The organism is Niallia sp. FSL W8-0951 (assembly GCF_038006525.1).
GTDB lineage: Bacteria > Bacillota > Bacilli > Bacillales > Cytobacillaceae > Niallia > Niallia circulans.
The window spans coordinates 299376-320240 of sequence record NZ_JBBOVK010000001.1; the positions used below are offsets into that span (position 1 = coordinate 299376).

General features: G+C 36.0%; 14 protein-coding genes. 8 read left to right on the plus strand and 6 right to left on the minus strand.

The annotated features are described in order from the left end of the window. Positions 1–222 precede the first annotated feature (222 nt). The 7 genes from NSS71_RS01335 to NSS71_RS01365 all read left to right on the plus strand — a co-directional run bounded on the left by NSS71_RS01335 (position 223) and on the right by NSS71_RS01365 (position 9404). Positions 223–1194, plus strand: a complete 972-nt coding sequence (locus NSS71_RS01335; RefSeq protein WP_047941430.1) for a LacI family DNA-binding transcriptional regulator — start codon at positions 223–225, stop codon at positions 1192–1194. A gap of 242 nt (positions 1195–1436) precedes the next feature. Beyond that, the gene (locus tag NSS71_RS01340; protein WP_047941431.1) at positions 1437–2426 is read left to right on the plus strand and encodes an ABC transporter permease; all 990 of its coding nucleotides are present in this window, start codon (positions 1437–1439) and stop codon (positions 2424–2426) included. Between the two features lie 44 nt (positions 2427–2470). After that, positions 2471–3322 (plus strand): carbohydrate ABC transporter permease, encoded by an 852-nt coding sequence (locus NSS71_RS01345; RefSeq protein WP_047941616.1) that lies wholly within the window; start codon positions 2471–2473, stop codon positions 3320–3322. A 30-nt stretch (positions 3323–3352) separates the two neighbouring features. Then, entirely contained in the window at positions 3353–4969 is a 1617-nt protein-coding gene (locus NSS71_RS01350) for an ABC transporter substrate-binding protein (RefSeq protein WP_047941432.1), read from the plus strand. A gap of 19 nt (positions 4970–4988) precedes the next feature. Continuing rightward, on the plus strand, positions 4989–6446 hold the full coding sequence (locus NSS71_RS01355; protein WP_341151238.1) for a glycoside hydrolase family 32 protein: 1458 nt from the start codon (positions 4989–4991) through the stop codon (positions 6444–6446). Between the two features lie 94 nt (positions 6447–6540). Then, positions 6541–7509, plus strand: a complete 969-nt coding sequence (locus NSS71_RS01360; protein WP_047941434.1) for a carbohydrate kinase family protein — start codon at positions 6541–6543, stop codon at positions 7507–7509. 35 nt (positions 7510–7544) lie between these two features. Continuing rightward, positions 7545–9404 (plus strand): glycoside hydrolase family 32 protein, encoded by a 1860-nt coding sequence (locus NSS71_RS01365; protein WP_341151239.1) that lies wholly within the window; start codon positions 7545–7547, stop codon positions 9402–9404. A gap of 239 nt (positions 9405–9643) precedes the next feature. Here the strand turns inward: NSS71_RS01365 and NSS71_RS01370 are convergent, their stop codons facing one another. From NSS71_RS01370 to NSS71_RS01395, 6 genes are all read right to left on the minus strand, one after another. Then, positions 9644–11212, minus strand: a complete 1569-nt coding sequence (locus NSS71_RS01370) for a glycoside hydrolase family 32 protein (RefSeq protein WP_341151240.1) — start codon at positions 11210–11212, stop codon at positions 9644–9646. A 536-nt stretch (positions 11213–11748) separates the two neighbouring features. Continuing rightward, positions 11749–13215, minus strand: coding sequence for a glycoside hydrolase family 68 protein (locus NSS71_RS01375; protein WP_095321733.1), 1467 nt, complete (start codon positions 13213–13215; stop codon positions 11749–11751). A 300-nt stretch (positions 13216–13515) separates the two neighbouring features. Then, positions 13516–14802, minus strand: coding sequence for an ABC transporter substrate-binding protein (locus NSS71_RS01380; RefSeq protein ID WP_095320309.1), 1287 nt, complete (start codon positions 14800–14802; stop codon positions 13516–13518). Positions 14803–14848: 46 nt separating this feature from the next. Beyond that, a complete protein-coding gene (locus NSS71_RS01385) occupies positions 14849–16006 on the minus strand; it encodes a response regulator transcription factor (protein ID WP_061800237.1) in 1158 nt (385 codons plus the stop codon). A gap of 50 nt (positions 16007–16056) precedes the next feature. Next, complete coding sequence (locus NSS71_RS01390) at positions 16057–17808, minus strand: cache domain-containing sensor histidine kinase (RefSeq protein ID WP_341151241.1); 1752 nt, start codon at positions 17806–17808, stop codon at positions 16057–16059. A gap of 458 nt (positions 17809–18266) precedes the next feature. Beyond that, positions 18267–19178 (minus strand): LysR family transcriptional regulator, encoded by a 912-nt coding sequence (locus NSS71_RS01395; RefSeq protein ID WP_016204111.1) that lies wholly within the window; start codon positions 19176–19178, stop codon positions 18267–18269. Positions 19179–19325: 147 nt separating this feature from the next. Between NSS71_RS01395 and gdhA the strand changes: the two genes are divergently transcribed. Then, positions 19326–20708, plus strand: coding sequence for an NADP-specific glutamate dehydrogenase (gene gdhA / locus NSS71_RS01400; protein ID WP_061800233.1), 1383 nt, complete (start codon positions 19326–19328; stop codon positions 20706–20708). Positions 20709–20865: the final 157 nt, after the last annotated feature.

Consider the following 20865-nt stretch of genomic DNA (forward strand, 5'->3'; position numbering starts at 1 on the left):
AAAGGAATGCCTTTGTAATTGAAAGTAAGGAGCGTTTGAAAAATATTTCTTTGAGTTTATAAGACTAAAAATGTGCTTGTTAGAATCTAGATTATATATACAGAAGGAATATATTGGATAGATGGAGGATGCAAAAAGAGCAAGTTTATGATAATATGTATGAAAACGGTTAACATATAAAGTTTAAGATGAAAATAATCTATGTTTTTTCGGGTGGTTAGCATGAAAGTAAAATTAGAAGATGTAGCAGAGTTGGCAGGTGTATCTCCAACAACGGTTTCCCGTGTTTTGAATAATCGGGGATATATAAGTGAAAAAACGAGAGAAAAAGTGGAACAAGCCATTAAAGATTTAAATTATTATCCTAATGATATAGCACGCTCTCTTTTTAAAAAACGGACAAATTTTATTGGCCTTATTTTGCCGACCATTAATAATCCCTTTTTTAGTGAATTAGCTTTATATATAGAGAATATATGCTCCAATCATGATTTTAAAGTTATTCTCTGTAATAGTTTAGGGCAAGTGGCAAAAGAAACTTCATATGCAGAAATGCTTATCAGGCACCAAGTTGATGGTATCATTGTTTGTTCCTATAATCGTGGAATTGAAATATATAAGAACTCCAAGCTTCCTATTGTCGCAATTGACCATTACTTATCACCGACAATTCCTGTAATAGGTTCTGATAACTATGAGGGAGGAAAATTGGCTGTTCAACATTTACTTAACCAAGGTTGTAAAGCAATTGTTCATATAAATGGACCAAGCGATTTAGAAACACCAACCCAAAATAGAAGAAAAGCCTATGAAGACCAAGTAGCTCACCCCATAACCTATGAACTAAATAGCGTTTTCGATGAGGAAGCGACTGCAGAAACAATTAAAAAGATTTTCAAAGAACACCCTGAAACGGATGGGATTTTTGCTAGTGATGATTTAATAGCATCTACTTGTTTGAAAGTAGCGAGTGAACTAGGAATTCAGATTCCTAATCAATTAAAAGTTATAGGATATGATGGCACGCAAAGTGTAAGGAGGTTGTTACCTCAATTAACAACAATTAAACAACCAATTGAGGAAATTGCGCAATCAGCTGTATTAAGATTAATGGACATTATTAATGAAGTAAATAAGGATGAAAGAATGGAAGTTATTTTACCTGTTCAATTGCTAAAGAGTGAGACGGCCTAATCTAATAGTTTCCTTTGATAAAATATAATCTAAAAAATTAGATTGTATTTTTTTTAAAAATAAGTAAGTCAAGCGGTTGACACATTGATTGAAAGCGTTTAAAATCAAATATATCAAGCGGTTGACAGAAAAAAGTTTGAAAGCGGTTGATATACATAATCTGAGAAGGGAGATTTAGAAATATGTCAAGCGGTTGACATTTTAATCATTCAATATTTTTTTCAAGAAGGGGGCGAAATAAAATGTCAGTTTCAGTACCTGAAACGAAAAAAACGAATAAGAAAACTTCCCATAAAGTAGAAGGTGAATTTTTTCCTGAACAAAAAAAAGAAAATTTTATTCAATATTTCAAAAAAAATTATGCGTTGTATTTATTTTTAGTACCTGCCATTATTTTAACAATTGTATTTAAATATATCCCAATGTATGGAGCAATCATCGCTTTTAAGGATTTTAGCCCAATGAAGGGAATTATCGGCAGCGATTGGGTAGGCTTAACACACTTTAAAGATTTTTTAACTTCTCCCAATTTCAAAGAGATTTTTATGAATACGCTTAAATTAAGTTTCTATGGTTTAATACTGGGCTTTCCAGTACCCATTATTTTAGCACTTAGCCTTAATCAAGTACGGCGAGCTGCTATCAAAAAGAATATCCAATTAATATTGTATGCACCGAATTTTATATCTGTTGTTGTCATTACAGGAATGTTATTTATCTTTATGTCACCTACAGGTCCAATAAATTCACTATTATCGGTATTTAACGATAAACCAGTTTCCTTTATGACAGATCCTGAATATTTTAGATCCATTTATATTTTATCAGGAATATGGCAAGCGGCAGGTTGGTCATCGATTATTTATGTAGCAGCACTTGCAAATGTGGATCCTCAATTACATGATGCGGCGACAATCGATGGAGCAACACTATTACAGAGGATAAGGCATATTGATCTTCCTACTCTAAAACCAATCATGGCAGTGTTGTTTATTCTAGGAGCAGGTGGAATTATGGCGATTGGATTTGAAAAGGCTTACTTAATGCAAACCTCTATGAATCTGCCAACTTCAGAGATTCTGCCGACTTATGTGTATAAAGTAGGGCTGCAGGCCGGGGATTATGCCTATTCAACAGCGGTAGGTTTGTTTAATTCTGTTATTAACGTCGTTTTATTGGTATTTGTGAATTTTGTAGTGAAGAAGTTAAATGAAGGTGAAGGGTTATATTAATAAAGGGGGGATACCCATTGAAAAATCATTCCAAAACAGATAAAATGCTTCTTTTTAGTAACAAAATAATTTTAATATTACTCGTTTTAATCGTGTTATTACCGTTACTTTATATTTTATTGGCTTCCTTTTTAGACCCCAATGTGCTGCTTAGTAAAGGTTTTTCCTTAAATCCTTCTGATTGGAGTCTGGAAGGCTATAAACGGATTTTACAAGATGAATTAATGATAAAAGGATTTATCAATTCAGTCATTTATTCATTAGGCTTTACAATTGTCACTATTGTTATTACGATCTTTGCTGCATATCCACTTTCTCTTGATGGATTTAAAGGGAAGAATATAATTATGGTTTTCTTTCTCATTACGATGTTCTTTAATGGCGGGTTGATTCCTACCTATTTAATAGTAAAGGATTTAGGAATGCTAAATACCGTTTGGTCGATTATTCTGCCAGGAGCAATTAGTGTCTGGAATATTATCTTAGCACGAACCTTTTTTAAAGGGCTTCCAAAAGAGCTGTTTGAGGCAGCAAAAATCGATGGTGCTTCTGAATTGAAAATATTTCTGAAAATAGTTTTGCCTTTGTCTAAACCTATTATTTTTGTAATCGCTTTATATGCCTTTGTTGGACAATGGAATTCCTACTTTGATGCAATGATTTATTTAGAGGACCAAGAATTACATCCATTGCAGCTAGTTTTACGTTCCATTCTGATTCAAAACCAAGTTCAGCCTGGAATGATTAATGATCAATTAGCAATGGCTGAGTTAAGTAAATTAGCGGAAAAAATAAAATATGCATCTATTGTCATTTCAAGTCTACCACTTCTAATCATGTATCCATTCTTCCAAAAATACTTTGAAAAAGGTGTTATGGTAGGATCTTTAAAATAATTTAAATAAAAGCATATGGAGGGTTCATTTATGGGGAAAATCAATAAGCTTCTTTCCACTTTTATTGTTGCCGGTCTTGTTCTAACAGGCTGCAGTGGCGATAAGACAAGTAAAAGTGCTTCAACAGAAGATTTAAAACTAACTGATGTTACATTTCCTTTGAAAGAGAAAGCTACACTTCGTTTTATGACACAAAGCTCAGCTTTGGCACCAACCGACCCGAATGAAAAGCTAATTTATCAAAGATTAGAGGAACAGACAGGTGTCCATATAGATTGGAAAAACTATACGAAAGACCAATTTGTGGAGAAGCGGAATTTAGCGTTGGCAAGTGGGGAGCTGCCAGATGCCATTTTAGATGCTGCTTTCAGTGATTATGATTTACTGAAATATGCGAAGGATGGAACCATCATACCAGTTGAAGATTTAATTGATCAGTATATGCCCAATTTTAAAAAGGTGCTGGAAGAAGCTCCAGAATATAAATCGATGATTACAGCTCCAGATGGACATATATACAGTTTTCCTTGGATTGAAGAGCTTGGCAGTGGAAAGAGCCGCATTCAAGTAGTTGACTGCCTTCCTTGGATAAATGTAGAATGGCTCAATAATTTAGGGCTGGAAATGCCAACAACAACAGAAGAACTAAAAGAGGTACTTCTTGCTTTTAAAACACAAGATCCAAATGGTAATGGCGAAGCAGATGAAATACCATTATCTTTTATTGTAAATCAAGGGGGAGAGGACCCAGCCTTCTTATTTGCTTCCTTTGGTCTAGGCGATAACTGGGATCACACGGTTGTTTCCAATGAAGGGAAAGTTATTTTTACTGCAGCAGAAGAAGGATATAAAGAAGCGTTAAAATTCTTTAATGAACTAAATGATTTAGGTTTAATTGATGTAGAAGCATATGAACAAGATTGGAATAAATATGTAGCGAAAGGAAAAGATTCAAAATACGGTCTTTACTTTACATGGGATAAAGGAAATATTAGTGGCATGAACGATACTTATGATGTAATGCCACCATTAGAAGGACCAAATGGTGAAAAAAATGTGGCGCAAACTAATGGCTTTGGTCTTGATAGAGGAAGAATGGTTATCACAAGTGCGAATAAGAATTTAGAGTTAACAGCTAAATGGATTGATCAACTGTATGAACCACTGCAATCTGTTCAAGATAACTGGGGAACATATGGGGATACGAAACAGCAAAATATTTTTGAATTTGATGAGAAAGCTGGTATGTTAAAGCATCTTCCTTTAGAAGGCGCGGCACCAGTCGAAATAAGAGAAAAAACAAATATCGCAGGACCGCTGGCGATATTAGATGAGTATTACGGCGTATATACGACAAAACCAGAAGATGCTGCTTGGAGATTAGATATTTTAGAAAAAAATATGGTTCCTCATATTAAAGCTGAGAACTTTTATCCACCTGTATTTTTCTCACTAGAGGAAGCAGATGAAAAGGCAAAAATTGAAACAGATTTATTTGCTTATGTAAATAGAAAAAGAGCCGAATGGATGAGTAATGGAAAAATTGAGGAAGAATGGGAAGATTATTTGAAAGAATTAGAGAGACTCGGTCTAAGCACTTGGTTGCAAATTAAGCAAGATGGCTATGACAGAACAGTAAAACAGTAAATTAATTGGAGGCATGACATTGAAGATTACTAAACTCGAAAAATACAGACCAGCCTTGCATTTTTCTCCCCAAAAAAATTGGATGAATGATCCGAATGGGTTAGTGTTTTTCAAAGGAGAATATCATTTATTTTATCAGCATAATCCGCATGGCAGCACATGGGGGGCCATGCATTGGGGGCATGCAGTCAGCAAAGATTTAATTGTATGGGATGAATTAGAGATAGCTTTACATCCTGATGAGAATGGAACCATTTTTTCAGGCAGCATAGTTGTGGATTGGAATAATACAACAGGCTTTTTTAACGAAGAACCCGGGTTGGTGGCTATTTTTACCCATCACTCGGAGCCAGATCACGGCAAGGAGGCTGTTCAGACACAGAGTTTGGCATATAGCATAGATAAGGGAAGATCATGGATTAAATATGACGGTAATCCCGTACTTGCTCACCCTACCAATCCTGATTTTAGAGACCCTAAAGTTTTTTGGCACAAAGATACCCAAAAGTGGATGATGGTTTTAGCTACAGGACAAACAATCTCTTTCTATTCCTCTTCAAATTTGAAGGATTGGCAGTTTGAAAGTGAATTTGGAGAGAATTGCGGCTGTCACGAAGGGGTATGGGAATGTCCAGACTTATTTGAGTTACCAATAGACAATACAAATGATAAAAAATGGGTGCTTATTGTCAGTATTGGCGATAATCCTCAATATGATGAAGGATCTCGCACGCAATATTTTGTTGGGTCATTTGATGGAAAGGAATTTACGCCAGAACATGAAGATATAAAATGGCTGGACTATGGGAAGGACAACTATGCTGGGGTAAGCTTTTCTGATATTCCTGAAGCAGATGGAAGACGAATTTATTTAGGCTGGATGAGTAATTGGCGTTATGCTAATCAAGTTCCGACAGAAGGATGGAGAAGTCAGATGACTCTTCCTAGAGAGCTGGAACTGCGTGAGAAGATGGGAGAGTATTATCTCGTCCAACATTTAGTAAGAGAATTAGAAACCTATTTTGATAGAAAAGAAGAAAGAACAGACACAATCATTACAGCCAAAGAAAGCACTGTTTTTGAAGTAGATCATGAATACACAGAGATAATCCTATCCTTCAAGAATATAAATGCAAATAAGTATGGATTAAGGATAGAACATACAGATTCACAGCATACAACTATTACTATTGATGCGAAAGAAAATGTACTGAGTCTGTCTCGTGAAAAATCTGGGGTGGTTGATTTTTCCGATATTTTTCCTAAACTGCAGCGAGTTGGTCTTGAGGATTCTTCTTCACTTGATTTACGAATAATTGTAGATTCTGCCTCCTTAGAATTATTTATCAATGGCGGAGAGCAAGCATTAACAAGTTTAATTTTCCCTGATAAAGTAAGCAAACGAATATGTTTGTTTGCAGAAGAAGGGAAAGTAAATCTAGTATATGGCAAGGTATCTGTTCCTTCTAAAAGTTGATATATAATGGAAAGCCAGAGGATTGGATAAATCTATCCTCTGGCTATTTTATACGAAACTCAATGGAAAAAAGTTAGAAAAGTGGTGTAGAGATATGATCGATGTAGCAGCATTAGGAGAAATTTTAATTGATTTTACTCCCCAAGGAGAAAATGAGCAGGGGTTTCCGATTCTTGTTGCAAATCCAGGTGGAGCCCCGGGAAATGTTCTAGTGGCTTTATCCTGTTTAGGGCTGAGAACAGAATTTATGGGGAGCGTAGGAAATGATTATTTTGGGGAATTACTCGTTGCTACCTTACAGAATAAAGGGGTGCAAACAAATGGAATTGTTTATTCCCCAATAAAAACGACACTAGCATTTGTGCATATTGATCATCAGGGGGATCGTTCATTTGATTTTTATAGACAGCCTGGTGCGGACATGATGTTATCTAAGGACGATGTGGACTTTTCATTAATAGCAGATGCTAAAATATTCCATGTAGGATCAATATCCATGACAAATGAGCCAGCAAGAGAAGCAACTTTAGTAGCATTAAATTATGCGAAAGAACAACATAAGATTATTTCATTTGATCCAAATCTTCGTCCCTTACTATGGCAAAGCTTAGAGGAGGCAAAAGAGCAAATCGAAGCAGTCTTGCATTTTGCGGATATAGTCAAAGTTTCGGAAGAAGAATTAGCATTTTTAACGAATACAACAGATATTTTTTCAGGAGCAAAGCAGTTATTTAAAGAGTTTGATTTACGGCTGCTTTTTGTAACAGTGGGAGATAAGGGAAGCTATGCATATGGAGAGGATGGCTTAGTATTTGTCCCAGGAGCAGCTGTAAAAGCAATTGATACAACTGGATGCGGAGATGCATTTCTTGCTGGCGTGCTATATGAATTATTAAAGAGGGATTTATTGAATTTTAAAATACGCGAAGATATATTAAAGCAAATATTGAATTTCGGAAATGCGATGGGAGCATATGTGGCAACAAATAAAGGTGGAATTCCAGCCATGCCTACTCTTCACCAAATCGAAGACTTTATAGTAGTCAATAAAAAGGGAGGATAAATGGTGCTAAAAAGGAGGAGAGGAGGAGAAGCAAATTGAGACAAAGAATCTTGACAGCTGTTTTGTCTGTTGCATGGTTATTAACTGGCTGTAGTATCCATCAAATGGGAAAGGAAGAGAAAAATTTGGATGCCTTGAGACCGGATAATATGGAAGCTGCCACTTCTGATTATTATACAGAATTGTATCGACCTCAATATCACTTTTCAACCCCTTCAGGAAATTTAGCTGACCCTAATGGACTCATCTATTTTGAGGGAGAGTATCATCTGTTTCATCAAAAAAATGGTAATTGGGCACACGCAGTGAGCAGGGATTTATTACATTGGGAGCATTTGCCGATTGCGTTAGAACATGATAACCTAGGGCAAGCATTATCTGGAAGCACTGTGGTGGATTGGAATGATTCCACAGGATTTTTTGATGGGAAAGCCGGATTAGTTGCCATCTATACAAATACAGAGGGAGGAGAATCCCAAAGTATTGCTTATAGTAAAGATAATGGGAGAACATGGGAAAGATATAAAGGAAACCCGGTTATCCCCAACCCAGGAATAAAGGATTTTCGCGATCCAAAAGTATTTTGGCATGAGAGCACTAAAAAATGGGTAATGGTTGTTTCGACAAATCAAAGTGTGGCGTTTTATCGTTCTGATAATTTGATTGACTGGGAGTTTCAGAGTCAATTTGGGGATAAGGAGGGATCTCATGCAGCTGTATGGGAATGTCCTGATTTATTCGAATTGCCTGTAGATGGTGATGAGAATAATAAGAAATGGGTTTTGCAAGTTAGTGTTGGAGATAATGAAGAAACAAATGGATCAACTGCTCAATATTTTATTGGAGAGTTTGACGGAACACAATTTATTAATGATAATGCGCCAGAAACTATTTTGACAACAGATTTTGGGCAAGACTTTTATGCAGCTCAGTCCTTTTCTGATATCCCGGAAAAAGATGGCCGCCGAATATGGTTAGGCTGGATGGCGAATTGGAGATATCCTTATCAATCGCCGACGGAAGCATGGAAGGGATCTATGTCGGTTCCACGTGAACTGCAATTACAAACAGTTAAGGATGGAAGTATTAAGTTATTTCAAGAACCGGTTAGGGAGTTAGAAAGTTTACGTGTTAATCATATTGCTATTGATCCTATGGAGGTCAATGGGGAGCAGTCAATTCCTGATTTTTCTGGTACCACTTATGAATTTGAAGCTGTGCTGGAATGGGAAAACGTAGAGGAATTCGGTATTCGCGTTCGACAATCAGAGGACGAAAATACGGTTATAGGTGTAAATACGTTAGGTAAAAAACTATTCTTAGATAGATCTCGTGCTGGATTAGAAACGTTATTGGATCGAAATGGGAATCCATTTCAATTTGGCAATAACCATACAACTACTTACCCTGTTGAGGAGAAACGAATAAAGATAAGAGGATTTGTTGATGAATCATCTGTTGAGGTGTTTATAAACGACGGGGAATATGTCTTTACGAAATTAATCTATTCCCAGCCTACGAGCAACGGAATAGAGTTATATACAAAAGGTGGTAGTATGAAGGTTGTTTCACTAGACTTTTATCCTTTATATTCAACCTGGAGAGAACGCCCAAAGGAAAATGAAGTCGAACGTATAGTAGTAAGTTCGGAATATTTAACTCTTAAAGAAGGGGAAATCAAAACTATTAAAGCGATTTTAAAGCCAGATTGGATTAAGAGCAGTTCTCCTTTTAGTTGGGACAGCGCTGAACAAGACATAATCGAAATCACGGAGTCTGATGACGAGGAGAAGGGTATTTCCATTAAAGCATTAAAGCCAGGAGTAACAAGCATACAGGTTAAGCATCCAGAAACGAAAATTGCAAAGGAAATTAGAATAAGGGTAGTAAAATAAAAGGGAATGAAAGTATTATAAAGTATGTAAGAGCACTTTTCGCAAAAAAGGAAAAGTGCTTTTATATGGATTCTAAATAGAGTGTATGGAGCATTTTGTTTACAAATAAGATTCTTACACGTAAGAAAAAATGTCATCACTCCTGGGGGAGACCATACAGTAGATATGGAAAAAGAAAGCTGGCGATTAGTGAAAAAGGATGTTCGGTTCTCTGTCTGAAGAAAGAATGCCCAAAGCCATTAATCAAAGTGTGTAATCGTCATATTCTTAAAGATTGCTGTCCCGCCATCTGAATACAATGTGATGGCTTGATCATCTGCATGAGGGAATATTAAATTCGATTGCACAACCTTCCCATCATCTACAAAAAACTCGATACTACTTTTATCAACAAGGATCTTTAAATGTACTTGTGTTTGTTCAGCGGGAAAGGGTGCTGTACTTTCTGAATGTGTATTCTGCTGATCTGGATGTTCGGTCAAAGAACGATTTACATATGAGTATTTTTCTTTTATAAAGATTCCTACATTCACATATCGCTTTTGATCAGAAGATTCTCTAAGTCTTAAACCGACATTATCTAACTCTGTCCATGAGATGTCCGTCTCTAGTTGATAAATTTCTCCTGTCATCTCTAGTTGCTTTTGGCCGTTTACTTCTATTTCCTTTAGATGATCTTTTGTCTTGGCCAGCTTGTTGTATGCTTCGATTGGTTGGGAAGCTAAATAATAGGAATTTTCCCCATTATTTTTTAATTGAATTTGTCGAACAACAGAATCCATTCCGTTAAAGCCTTCTTGTAATGTTGGGGTATTGTCGGCATAATTCCAATTATTCATCCACGCAAAAGCATATCTTTTCTTGTAATCATCACTATTGCTTCCATCCTCAAATGTTACCCCAGCATACCAATCCAAACCATAATCAAGCCATTGGGGTTCTGGATGATCAGCTGTAAAATGGTTTCCATCAAAATGACCAATCCAATAAGCATAAGTAGTGGGCTGATTCTTTGTTTTTCCATTTGCGCTCGCACCAAGCACCCATTTGAAGCTCCCATCATTTGTCTGCATATAGTAAAGGTCCGGACATTCCACAATTCCTATATCATTTGTGAAGAAATCACTGAGGTATGTCCAATCTTTCAGATTAGAGGATTCATAAAAACCAATCTTTGTTCCTTCTGCCATTAGCATTATCCATTTATGATACTCTTTTGACCAAATGATTTTGGGATCACGAAAATCATCGGTTCCAGGATTTGTCATAACAGGCGTATCACTGTATGAAGTGAATGTACTGCCATTATCGAGGCTGTACCACAAGAACTGTTCTTGTTTTTGCTGATTGGCTGACGGCTGAGTGACGATTGCGATAAGTGCGCCATATCCAAATCCAGCTGTATTCTCTTTATCAACAACGACAGAACCTGACCAAGGGTCTCCATTTTGATTTGTGTATTTTGGAATGGCAATTCCTTTATCCTTCCAGTGCACTAAATCTTTTGAAACAGCATGTCTCCATTCTGTGCCATTACCGTCAGGATAATCACCATTGTAAAGATAATAGTAATGATAGATGCCATCTAAATAGATTGGTTTTTGCGGATCATTTTTCCACTTGTCAGGTGTAGTGAAATGGTATTTGGCACGATAGGATTGACCATCAGAAACAACGGTCTTTTCTTGCTGGTCTACTGTTTCAGTAAAAACCTTAGTGATTTGATTCCAAAATAAGAGGATGCCAACAAGTATAATAAGGCATGAGAGTAATAGGACTTTCTGTGTGTGCTTTGCTGGTTTCTTCAAGTAATATCACCGCGCTTATCCTGTATTTCTTGCTATTGGTAAAAGAGGGTGGGACAAAGCAAAATAAATAATGGATAAAGACGAACAATCTCTAATTTAGTGGTGAATCCAATTCGTTCCATTGCGTTACAGACACTCCCTTTCCGCGGGGAGCAACCTAAGCCTCCTCGGCAAGCCTGTGGGGTCTTAGGCTTTGCTCTATTTCCCGCAGGAGTTGAGTGTCTTCCACTCCATTTCACTCCGTTTTTAAAGAGTATTTCGTTCCAACATTTTTTTCAAAAGAAACTAAATGGAGCAGACTGAATACACGGAGACTCCTATGGGAGCTGCGAGAAAGTCCAAGACCCCGCAGGAACGAGGAGGCTTGGCGCGCGCCCCATGGAAAGCGAAGTGTATTCAGTCTGCGGGTGATTACCACATACCTTTTTTCTTCAATAAATAAAAATCCCAAACAATTATACGAATCCTTTTTAGTATGAATGTATAATTGTTCGGGTTATATTAAATTGAAATACTTTTATCCCAACCTCGTTTTTTTATTTATTTATAGTGATTTGACCTTGTTCTAAAATGCTATTTTTTACTACAGAAGTTTTATTGCCTTTAATATTTAATAAAAAGCTTGGAGCAAAAGTGGATTGATGATCTTCAAATAATCCTCTGTTTGTCATATAGCTTGTGACAACTACATTGTCACTGTTCTTTTGTGGAATCGCAAAATGAGCGTAGTTCCATGTAATATCATTTGGATCTAGATTTTGATGTAAGACAATACCTGTTTTGTTTAAAGGTTTATATGGTCCAGTAATAGAATTAGCTACATATCCTAATAGGTAAATATCTTTGTCGTTAATGCCATCAATAGTCATTTTTGAACCTCTGGAACTTGTAAATAGATACCACTTACCGTCTTTTTCAAAAATATTCGCACGTTCAATTTCATCTGTAACAGTGTTGGAAGCAATTAACGGCTTCATTTCTTTTTTTAGTGTGTAATCATCATTAATCTCAATGATTCCTAATGCACCATTTGCTAGTGTTGCTAAATTCTTTTTCGGGCTTTGTAATAACTGCTCTTTTTCTGTTCTGAAAAATTTAGTGCTGCCCCCATAATAGATTTTATTAAATAATGATTCTTCTCCTTGATAGCCATAATCTGTTCCTGTATTAGCTTCAAATACAAGATATTTATGTCCATTGTCTTCAACGTAGTGAGGATCTCTTAATGTATGGTTATCTGCATAATTTCCACCTGAAAAAGCTTGATCAACTGTTTGATATACAGATCCATCTCCACCATCATAGATGGATTTATGATCTTCCACACCATCAATTTTTAATGTATTTGCATCTAGTTTAGATACATTAACTTGGGCAGTAGTTAATGTTTGTTTTCCAAAAAATCCATGATCAGGATCCCAGCCTTGACGATTCGTATAGAATAAGCGGATTTTGCCATCAGAAGTGAAAGTTGCTGAACCAGACCATTCTTCTGCTTGATTGTTTAAAATAATATCATTGGTAGCATATTTATCGCTGTCTTTAAATACTCTTCCTGCATTTTTCCATGCATCAATGGAATTATCACCAATTTTTTTATAGAACATGTAAATAAATGTATCCCATCCTCTATCAGGATCTCCAGCTAATCCAAATACAATTTGATAGCCATTATATTCTGCAACTGTTCCATCTGCATTTTGTAACGGCCATGTATCCCAGACATCTAAATCAATTAAATTACCTTTTTCATCGTAGCCCTTTGCTGAAGGGATGTTTTTAATCGTTGATTCATCAAAAGCTGGCACTTTAAATTTAGAATCGTTTTGTTGTTCCGTCATTTTTTCCATATCGAATCGAGTGATATGTGAAATATCATAAGATTCTTTGTGGTCTAACTTTTCTTTTTGCTTTGCAAAAGCTAGTGACCCACTACCTCCAAATAAAATAGCTGCACCCAATGATACGACTGTTGCTTGTTTAGCAAGCTTGTTCAATTTCATGGTTTACCTCCTAGAATATGTTAGATGAAACAAAAGATAAGGACAGGGTAGAACTGCTGATTTATAAAAACAAAGCAGCAAATACACCGTGTTTCTAATAAAATTATAGGTTAATCTAGTTTCTGCGCATATGGCATAGATTGATAGAAATCTAGTCTTATATTGATATAAGATAAATCGAATATACTAGGGGATATAATAGAAGAATGGGACCATCTTCCTTATTTCAAATAGAGAGAATGATTTCTTGTAAAACTAAAAAATCGCTCCCTGCAAAAGGGAGCGATTAGAAGGCGGGAATTAGTGGGAAGACGAAGCGGCAGCCTTTTCCCAAGATTTTTGAAATTCCTGCAGCAATTGATCTCGATTTAGCTGTTTGCCCACGTATAATTGCATAGCTAATCCAAATTCTTCTCGTGCACTATTAGGAAAGGAAAACCAGTTGGCTCTAAGGGTTTTTCCTGTCTGATAGTAGTTCATAATTTCCTTTGCAAGCGGTCCTAGATGGTGTGCCTCTATATGGTCAAAAGCTGGAATGAATTTAAATTGTTCCGTCATAAAGGACTTTCCTTGCTCTGAAAATACCATCCAGTTTAGAAAATTTTTGGCTGCTTTCTTCTTTTCAGCAGATGATTGCTTGTTTACTACCCAATAATTAGAAACGTTAACAGCGATTGCATCAGCTGGTTCCTCGTTAATAGGAATCGGCAGAAATCCAATGTTCATATTCGGAGATTGCTGATCAATCATTGGCTGAATCCAATTGCCTTGTTGAATCATCGCAGCTTTTCCCGAAGCGAAGAGATCAACTTCTGTATTATAGTCTGTTGTTAGGGGATTGTGGTTTCCATATTTGATGGTAGTATCAAGTAAAGAAATAATATCTAAGAATTTTTGATTGTTCGTAATTTTTGTGGTTCCTTTGTTTAGTTGGTCAATAAATGCTTCAGGATCATCTTGTTGTGCAAATGCAATATTTAAGAGATGATCGCCAAGCTTCCATTCTTCATAATATCCAGTTGCAAAGGGCGTAATACCGGATTCTTCTAATGTTTGTGCTGTAGCCTGTAACTCAGATAATGTTCTAGGAAGCGTATGAATTCCTGCCTTATGAAATAAATCTTTGTTATATATGAATCCATATCCTTCGATATTAAGGGGCATTCCATACACTTTGCCATCCATTGTTACTGGTTTCAAGGTGTCTTTGTACGCATGAGGAATCCATGGTTGATCGGAAAGATCTTCTAAATAGTCACTCCATATTTTCACATTGTCATACCCTGTATTTGTAAAAATATCAGGACCATTATCCGCTGCAATTTGGGCTTTCAAATCAGCAAGATCATCAGCAGCACCACCTACAGTGTGAACCTGAATATCTATATTTGGATGTTCGCGTTCATATGCCATCACCATTTCTTCAAATTGGGTAGAAATTTCTACTTTTGGATTTCGGATAGTTAGTGTGATGCGTTCATCGGCTGTTTTTCTTTCGCTTGAGTCTTCTTCTGATTTTGGCTGACAAGCTGAAAGTGCAACAATCAACAATCCTGCAATAAGCCATGTGAATGTCCACTTTGTCATAATTTCACTCCTGCTATTTCACTCTCATTTATTATTGATGGTGTATCTACTTTGCGTCCAACGTTTTTTGACAGTTTCTGTACTCAAATGGCGTTAAACCAACCATTTTTTTAAATAATTTTGAAAAGTACTTTTCATCTTGATAACCGAGTAATAAAGCAATTGCATAAATGTTTTCATCTTTTTCCCGAAGCAAGTATTTAGCTCTCTCGATTCTCAGCTTCATAATATATTTGGATAAAGGCATGCCTGTTTGCTGTTTGAATTTTCTAGAGATATGCTCGCGACTTAAGAAAAAACGATTAGAAAGTTTTTCTAAACTTAATTCTTCCATATAATAAGTATCCACATATGAAACTATATCCTGCATTCGCTTGGCATCGTCTATATCATTTAAACGGTGAATCGTCCGGTAATTTTGTTCTTCCACTGCCTTTTGCATCGATTGATAAGACTCATGGATTTTTCCTAACGATAGAAGGGACATTCCATTTACGATTCGGATAGGGATATCGAATTGCTGAATAATCCATTCTTCAACAGACAGCCATTGTTGGCTAGTGGTAATTACTAAGCAAAGGCTATGATCATGTTGAAGGGTAAAAGCATTTCCTATTCCTTTTTCGATAAGTTGATCGGCAAGTAATTGGATATATGGCTCAGAATGGTGCATCTGATAAAAAGAAATAAGCGTTAGTTCATACTCAACTGTATCGGGAAGACTAGAAGCAAGCTCTATTAAGTCAAATTCTTCTCCCATACAGGCTTGTGTAGCCAATTGATTCAAGCGCAGTCTTTTGGCGTCTTCTAAAACACCTGCATCTTTATTCTCGGTTATCCATGATTGTACTGCTTTTGATAGAGTATTGTTTAAAGATTCAGCTTCAATCGGTTTTAATAAATAATCAAAGCTGCTGCACTGGATTGCTTTTCGCATATAGGTATAATCGTCAAATCCTGTAATCAGAATAACCTTACCAGGATAGGAAATGGAATCTAGCCACTCAATTATTTCTATTCCATCCATTTTCGGCATCTTCACATCTGTAAAGATAATTTCTGGTTTTTGTTTTTTGATGATTTTTATTGCTTCTTCTCCATTGCTAGCTTCTAAGATGGTCGTAATTCCGTGTTTTTTCCATTCACCAATATAGCGAATAACATATCGTACATTAATTTCGTCGTCTATAATAAGAACTTTCAAATTGAATGAGCCTCCTCGAAAAGAATGGTTCGCAATGATGAACCATCTATTTAATTTTGCATCGGGATATATAGCTTTACGATAAATCCTTGTCTCTCGTTTGTAGCTATCTCTAAACCTGCTTTTGATTCGTAGTTTAGAAGAAGACGGTCATGTATATTTTTTAAACCAATATGCTCGTGAGAAAATTCGCCAGCATAAGGAGCACGATAGATATTACTCCTTATAGTCTCCAGCTCTTCTGCTGATAAACTTGAGTAGTCATTTTCAACAATTAGATATAAAAAATCCTCTTTAATTTCGCCTGTTATGTTTAAAGAAGAATCAAAATGGCCTTGTTCATAGCAATGTTTAAAATAGTTCTCTACTAGTGGTTGGAGTATCATACTAGGGATTTTTATCCCTTGGATTGCTTCACTTATCTGAATAGAGTAGTTTAGCTTACTGCCAAAACGTTCCCGTTGCAGTGTTAAGTATGCTTTTATATAATCCAGTTCTTCACGAATTAGAACCCACTGATCTGCTCGGATAGAGTATCTCATCATTTTTGATAAGGATGTTACAAGCTGATAGATTTTAGGAGAGTTATTTTGCAGCGCAACTGCTCCAATGGATTGAAGAGCATTAAATAGAAAGTGAGGATTCACTTGAGATTTAAGTGCTCGTAATTGATTTTTTCTATTCTCAATCTCCAATTTGTATTCCCGATCAATATGGAGATTTATACGCTCCAACATTTCTTTCATATGCTTTTCTAGATGACCAATTTCGTCTTCGCGGTTGTCGGTAAAAGGAATATTTAAATTTCCTCCTTTAATAGAAAGCACCTTTTGGCTGAGCACTTTAATAGGACGTGATATATAATAGGCAAGGATGCTGATCATTAATAGTCCTAGTACCCCCACCCCTATCCCAACCAGTATGTTGGTGTAAGCGGTTTGTCTAGCATCATAAAATAATCTATCACTAGGTGTCACCTTTACGATTTTCCACTGATGAAGTGGTTTTGATAATGTTTTAGATAAGATAATATCATTGCTTTTATCCTGGCTGGCATGAAGGAATTTCTCATCTGCTGTTTTTCCTATTAGGGAATGAACATTTGTATACATTACAATATCATGTTCATTAAGAAGATAAATGGAATCACCTTTCTCCTGTAATAGATTCCTGCAAATCTGTGCATACTTGTCTAGATCCATATCAATTGTAATAACCCCAAGAAATTCTTTGGATAGAGGATCCAATATTTTATGATGGATAGTCATAACCTCTGTTTTGTCTGATTCAGGTATAATCGCGGCATTATTATAGTTTCCAATCGTATGGGAAGGCTCTATTAAAAAACGTGAATTTGAATGAATCAGCTCTTGCATGGAGTCTAGCTTCATAAAATCATTTTGCGGTTTTCTTGCGCTGATCATCCCATTATAAATAGTGAATGATTCTTTATTCTTATCCAAATAAAAACGAATTTGGCGGATTTCGGAACGCATCAGGAAAAAAGTTTCAATATTTTCTTCCATAGCAATTGGATTAAAATAAATGGAATCTTCATAGCCATTAGTGAAAATCCGAAAAAAGTCTGGATTTCTATATAAAATATAGGGAAGGTTAATCATATCGTTAAAATATTGTTCTAATTCTTTGGATAATTTATCTAATTGTTCTTTGCTGTTTTGCAGTTCATGCTGTTCGACACTATCCTTTGTATATCCATAAATAATTAAAACCGTTAAAAAATAGGGCAGGATAATGAAAGCAAGAAGCATAAAAAATAAACGGCTTTGAATGCTTTTCATATTAAGAAGTTCCTTTCTTTCCATTAATATCATTATCTAGCCTTAAAAAAATTTAGTAGTACTCAATAAACCATTTCTTTAAATCTAAATCTTTTTTTACAAATAAGTCAATATACATAGATGGAAAGAAAGCTAGGAGATATTTTTGGCGTTTTATCCATTAAACCGCTGAATGGCATCGCTTACTGATGATAGTGGAAACGATAACAAAAAGAACAAAATTGAATCGATGGCACTAGGGACTATATCTTCATTACGAAATTTAGGTAATTATCATTAAATATTGTCATACTATCTATTATTTCGTTACATTCAAGTCAAAATAAGGAAAATTAAATGTTCATTTATGAGATTGGATAACTAAGGAGCATCTTCCGTTTGCATTTTGGGATGTTAATTGCTGATTTAATGTAAAAAGAGTGTCACAGCTGATATGCTTTGACACCCTTTTTGGCTGTTTACTTTTTAAACTCATTCAATCTTTCGTATGTCTCTAAGAGAAATTGGTAAAATAGTGATTCTGTTGGAAGTAGTTTGCGATGACTTGGATAAATAACCCCAACGGTTCTCGTCAGATTAACATCTGAAAGGGGAATGACGCAAGTAGAACGTGGTGTGTTATCCACCAATGTCATTTCTGGCATCAAGGCTACTCCTAACCCGGCAGATACTAATCCTTTCAGTGCATCTATGTCTTTTCCTTCAAATGCAATCTGTGGAGAAAATCCTGCATCATGACATGCTTTAACCACTTGGTCCCTGAATACGAATCCTTCTGGTAAGACACAGAAGGGATCATTCTTTAAATCTTTTAGCTGTAACTCTTTTTGATTGCTCAATGGATGATGAAGAGGAAGTAGGGCAACAATATTTTCTGTAAATAATGTAGCACCGTTAATTTTATCCTCCTTTTCTCGGTTTGGCATTGGCGCAATCATTGCCAAATTAAATTCTCCATTAATAACTCCATCGATAAGGTCATAATACAGGGCGTTGCTCATATGGAATTTTGCTTCTGGATATCGGGTACGAAAAGAATAGATGATAGAGGGAAGCGTATGGGCAGCCATACTGATAGGAAAGGCAATTCTAACTGTCCCTTTTTCCGGATCAAGGGATTCCTCCACTTCTCTTTTGGCGTCTTCCATCATACTCCATATTTGTTTCATTCGCTCAAAAAAAACTCTTCCAAGGGGTGTTAACTTCACGCTTCTTCCTTCACGGATAAAAAGCTCGACCCCTAATTCTGCTTCTAAATTGAAAATTTGTCGACTTACAGAGGATTGGGCCACATGCAAAGCATCGGCAGCTTCTGTAATATGTTCCCTTTTGGCAGCTTCCAAAAAATACTGTATTTGTCTTATTTCCATGTCTGCACTCTTTTCCATTCATGCGTTTAACGCATGAATTCAATCCGAAATTAGTATTGTACCTATTAATTATAAAATTATAAAATAAAAACAACTTTTAGAAAAGAGAATATTCTAACATTAATTTATTATAGGGGCTGAAAAAGGATGAAAGTGCTGGATAAAAAAGAAGAATTTCAAACACAAACGGTGAAAGATTACATTAATCAATTAATAAATCAAGTGAAAGAACGTAATCCTCACGAAAAGGAGTTCCAGCAGGCAGTTAAAGAAGTCCTCGATTCTTTAGTTCCTGTACTTGAAAAAAATCCAACATATATTAAACATGCTGTATTAGAAAGAATGCTTGAGCCAGATCGACTAATTAGCTTTAAAGTCCCTTGGGTAGACGATAATGGAAATATAAAAGTAAACCGCGGCTATCGTGTCCAATTTAATAATGCAATTGGACCATATAAAGGAGGACTAAGATTTCATTCTTCTGTTAATGCCAGTATTATTAAATTTCTTGGATTTGAGCAAATCTTTAAAAACTCATTAACCGGTCAGCCCATAGGCGGCGGAAAGGGCGGTTCTGACTTTGATCCGAAGGGGAAGTCTGATTTCGAAATAATGCGTTTTTGTCAAAGCTTTATGACTGAACTTAGTAAGCATATTGGTCCGGATATCGATGTGCCTGCTGGAGATATCGGAGTAGGAGCAAGAGAAATTGGCTATATGTTTGGACAATATAAACGATTAAAAGGTGCTTATGAAGCAGGTGTCTTAACTGGAAAAGGAATCGGATATGGTGGAAGCTTAGGGAGAAAAGAAGCAACTGGATATGGCTTAGTGTACTTTGTGGAAGAAATGCTGAAAAGTCAGGGACTAGGTTTTGAAGACAATACGGTAGTAGTTTCTGGCTCGGGAAATGTATCGATTTATGCGATGGAGAAAGCGATACAGTTAGGGGCTAAAGTGATTGCTTGCAGCGATTCCGGCGGTTATGTGTATGATCCAAATGGAATAAACCTTGATACGGTGAAACAATTAAAAGAAGTGGAAAACAAAAGAATCTATGAATATGTGAATAGACATCCTGATGCTATCTACGAAGAAGGATACACAGGTATTTGGACGATTCCATGTGATATTGCCCTGCCATGTGCAACACAAAATGAACTGAATAAAGAATCAGCTGAAAAATTAATTGCCAATGGAGTAAAAGCAATAGGCGAGGGGGCAAATATGCCTTCTACTCTTGAAGCAGTCGATACCTTTATCGAGCATAAAGTATTATTTGCACCTGCCAAAGCAGCAAATGCAGGCGGGGTGGCAGTCTCCGCTTTAGAAATGGCACAAAATAGTGCACGAATAGCTTGGACGCAAGAAGAGGTAGACAAGAAGTTACAAGCAATTATGAAAAATATTTATAGTAAAAGTATCCAAGCATCTGAGGAGTATGCAGCGAAAGGAAACCTAGTTGCAGGTGCTAATATAGCAGGTTTCATTAAAGTAGCGGATGCTATGATAGAACAAGGGATTATATAAGAAATTTCACATAGAATGTTATTTTATAGAGTTTAGAAGAGAGAATCAGTATGTTGCTGCTTCTCTTTTTTTATTGAAAAAACCTACTTGGATAAGGATTTATATGTTGGTTCTTTAGGAGAGAGGAAAATCCACATAAACTTATTGTTTTTATTTT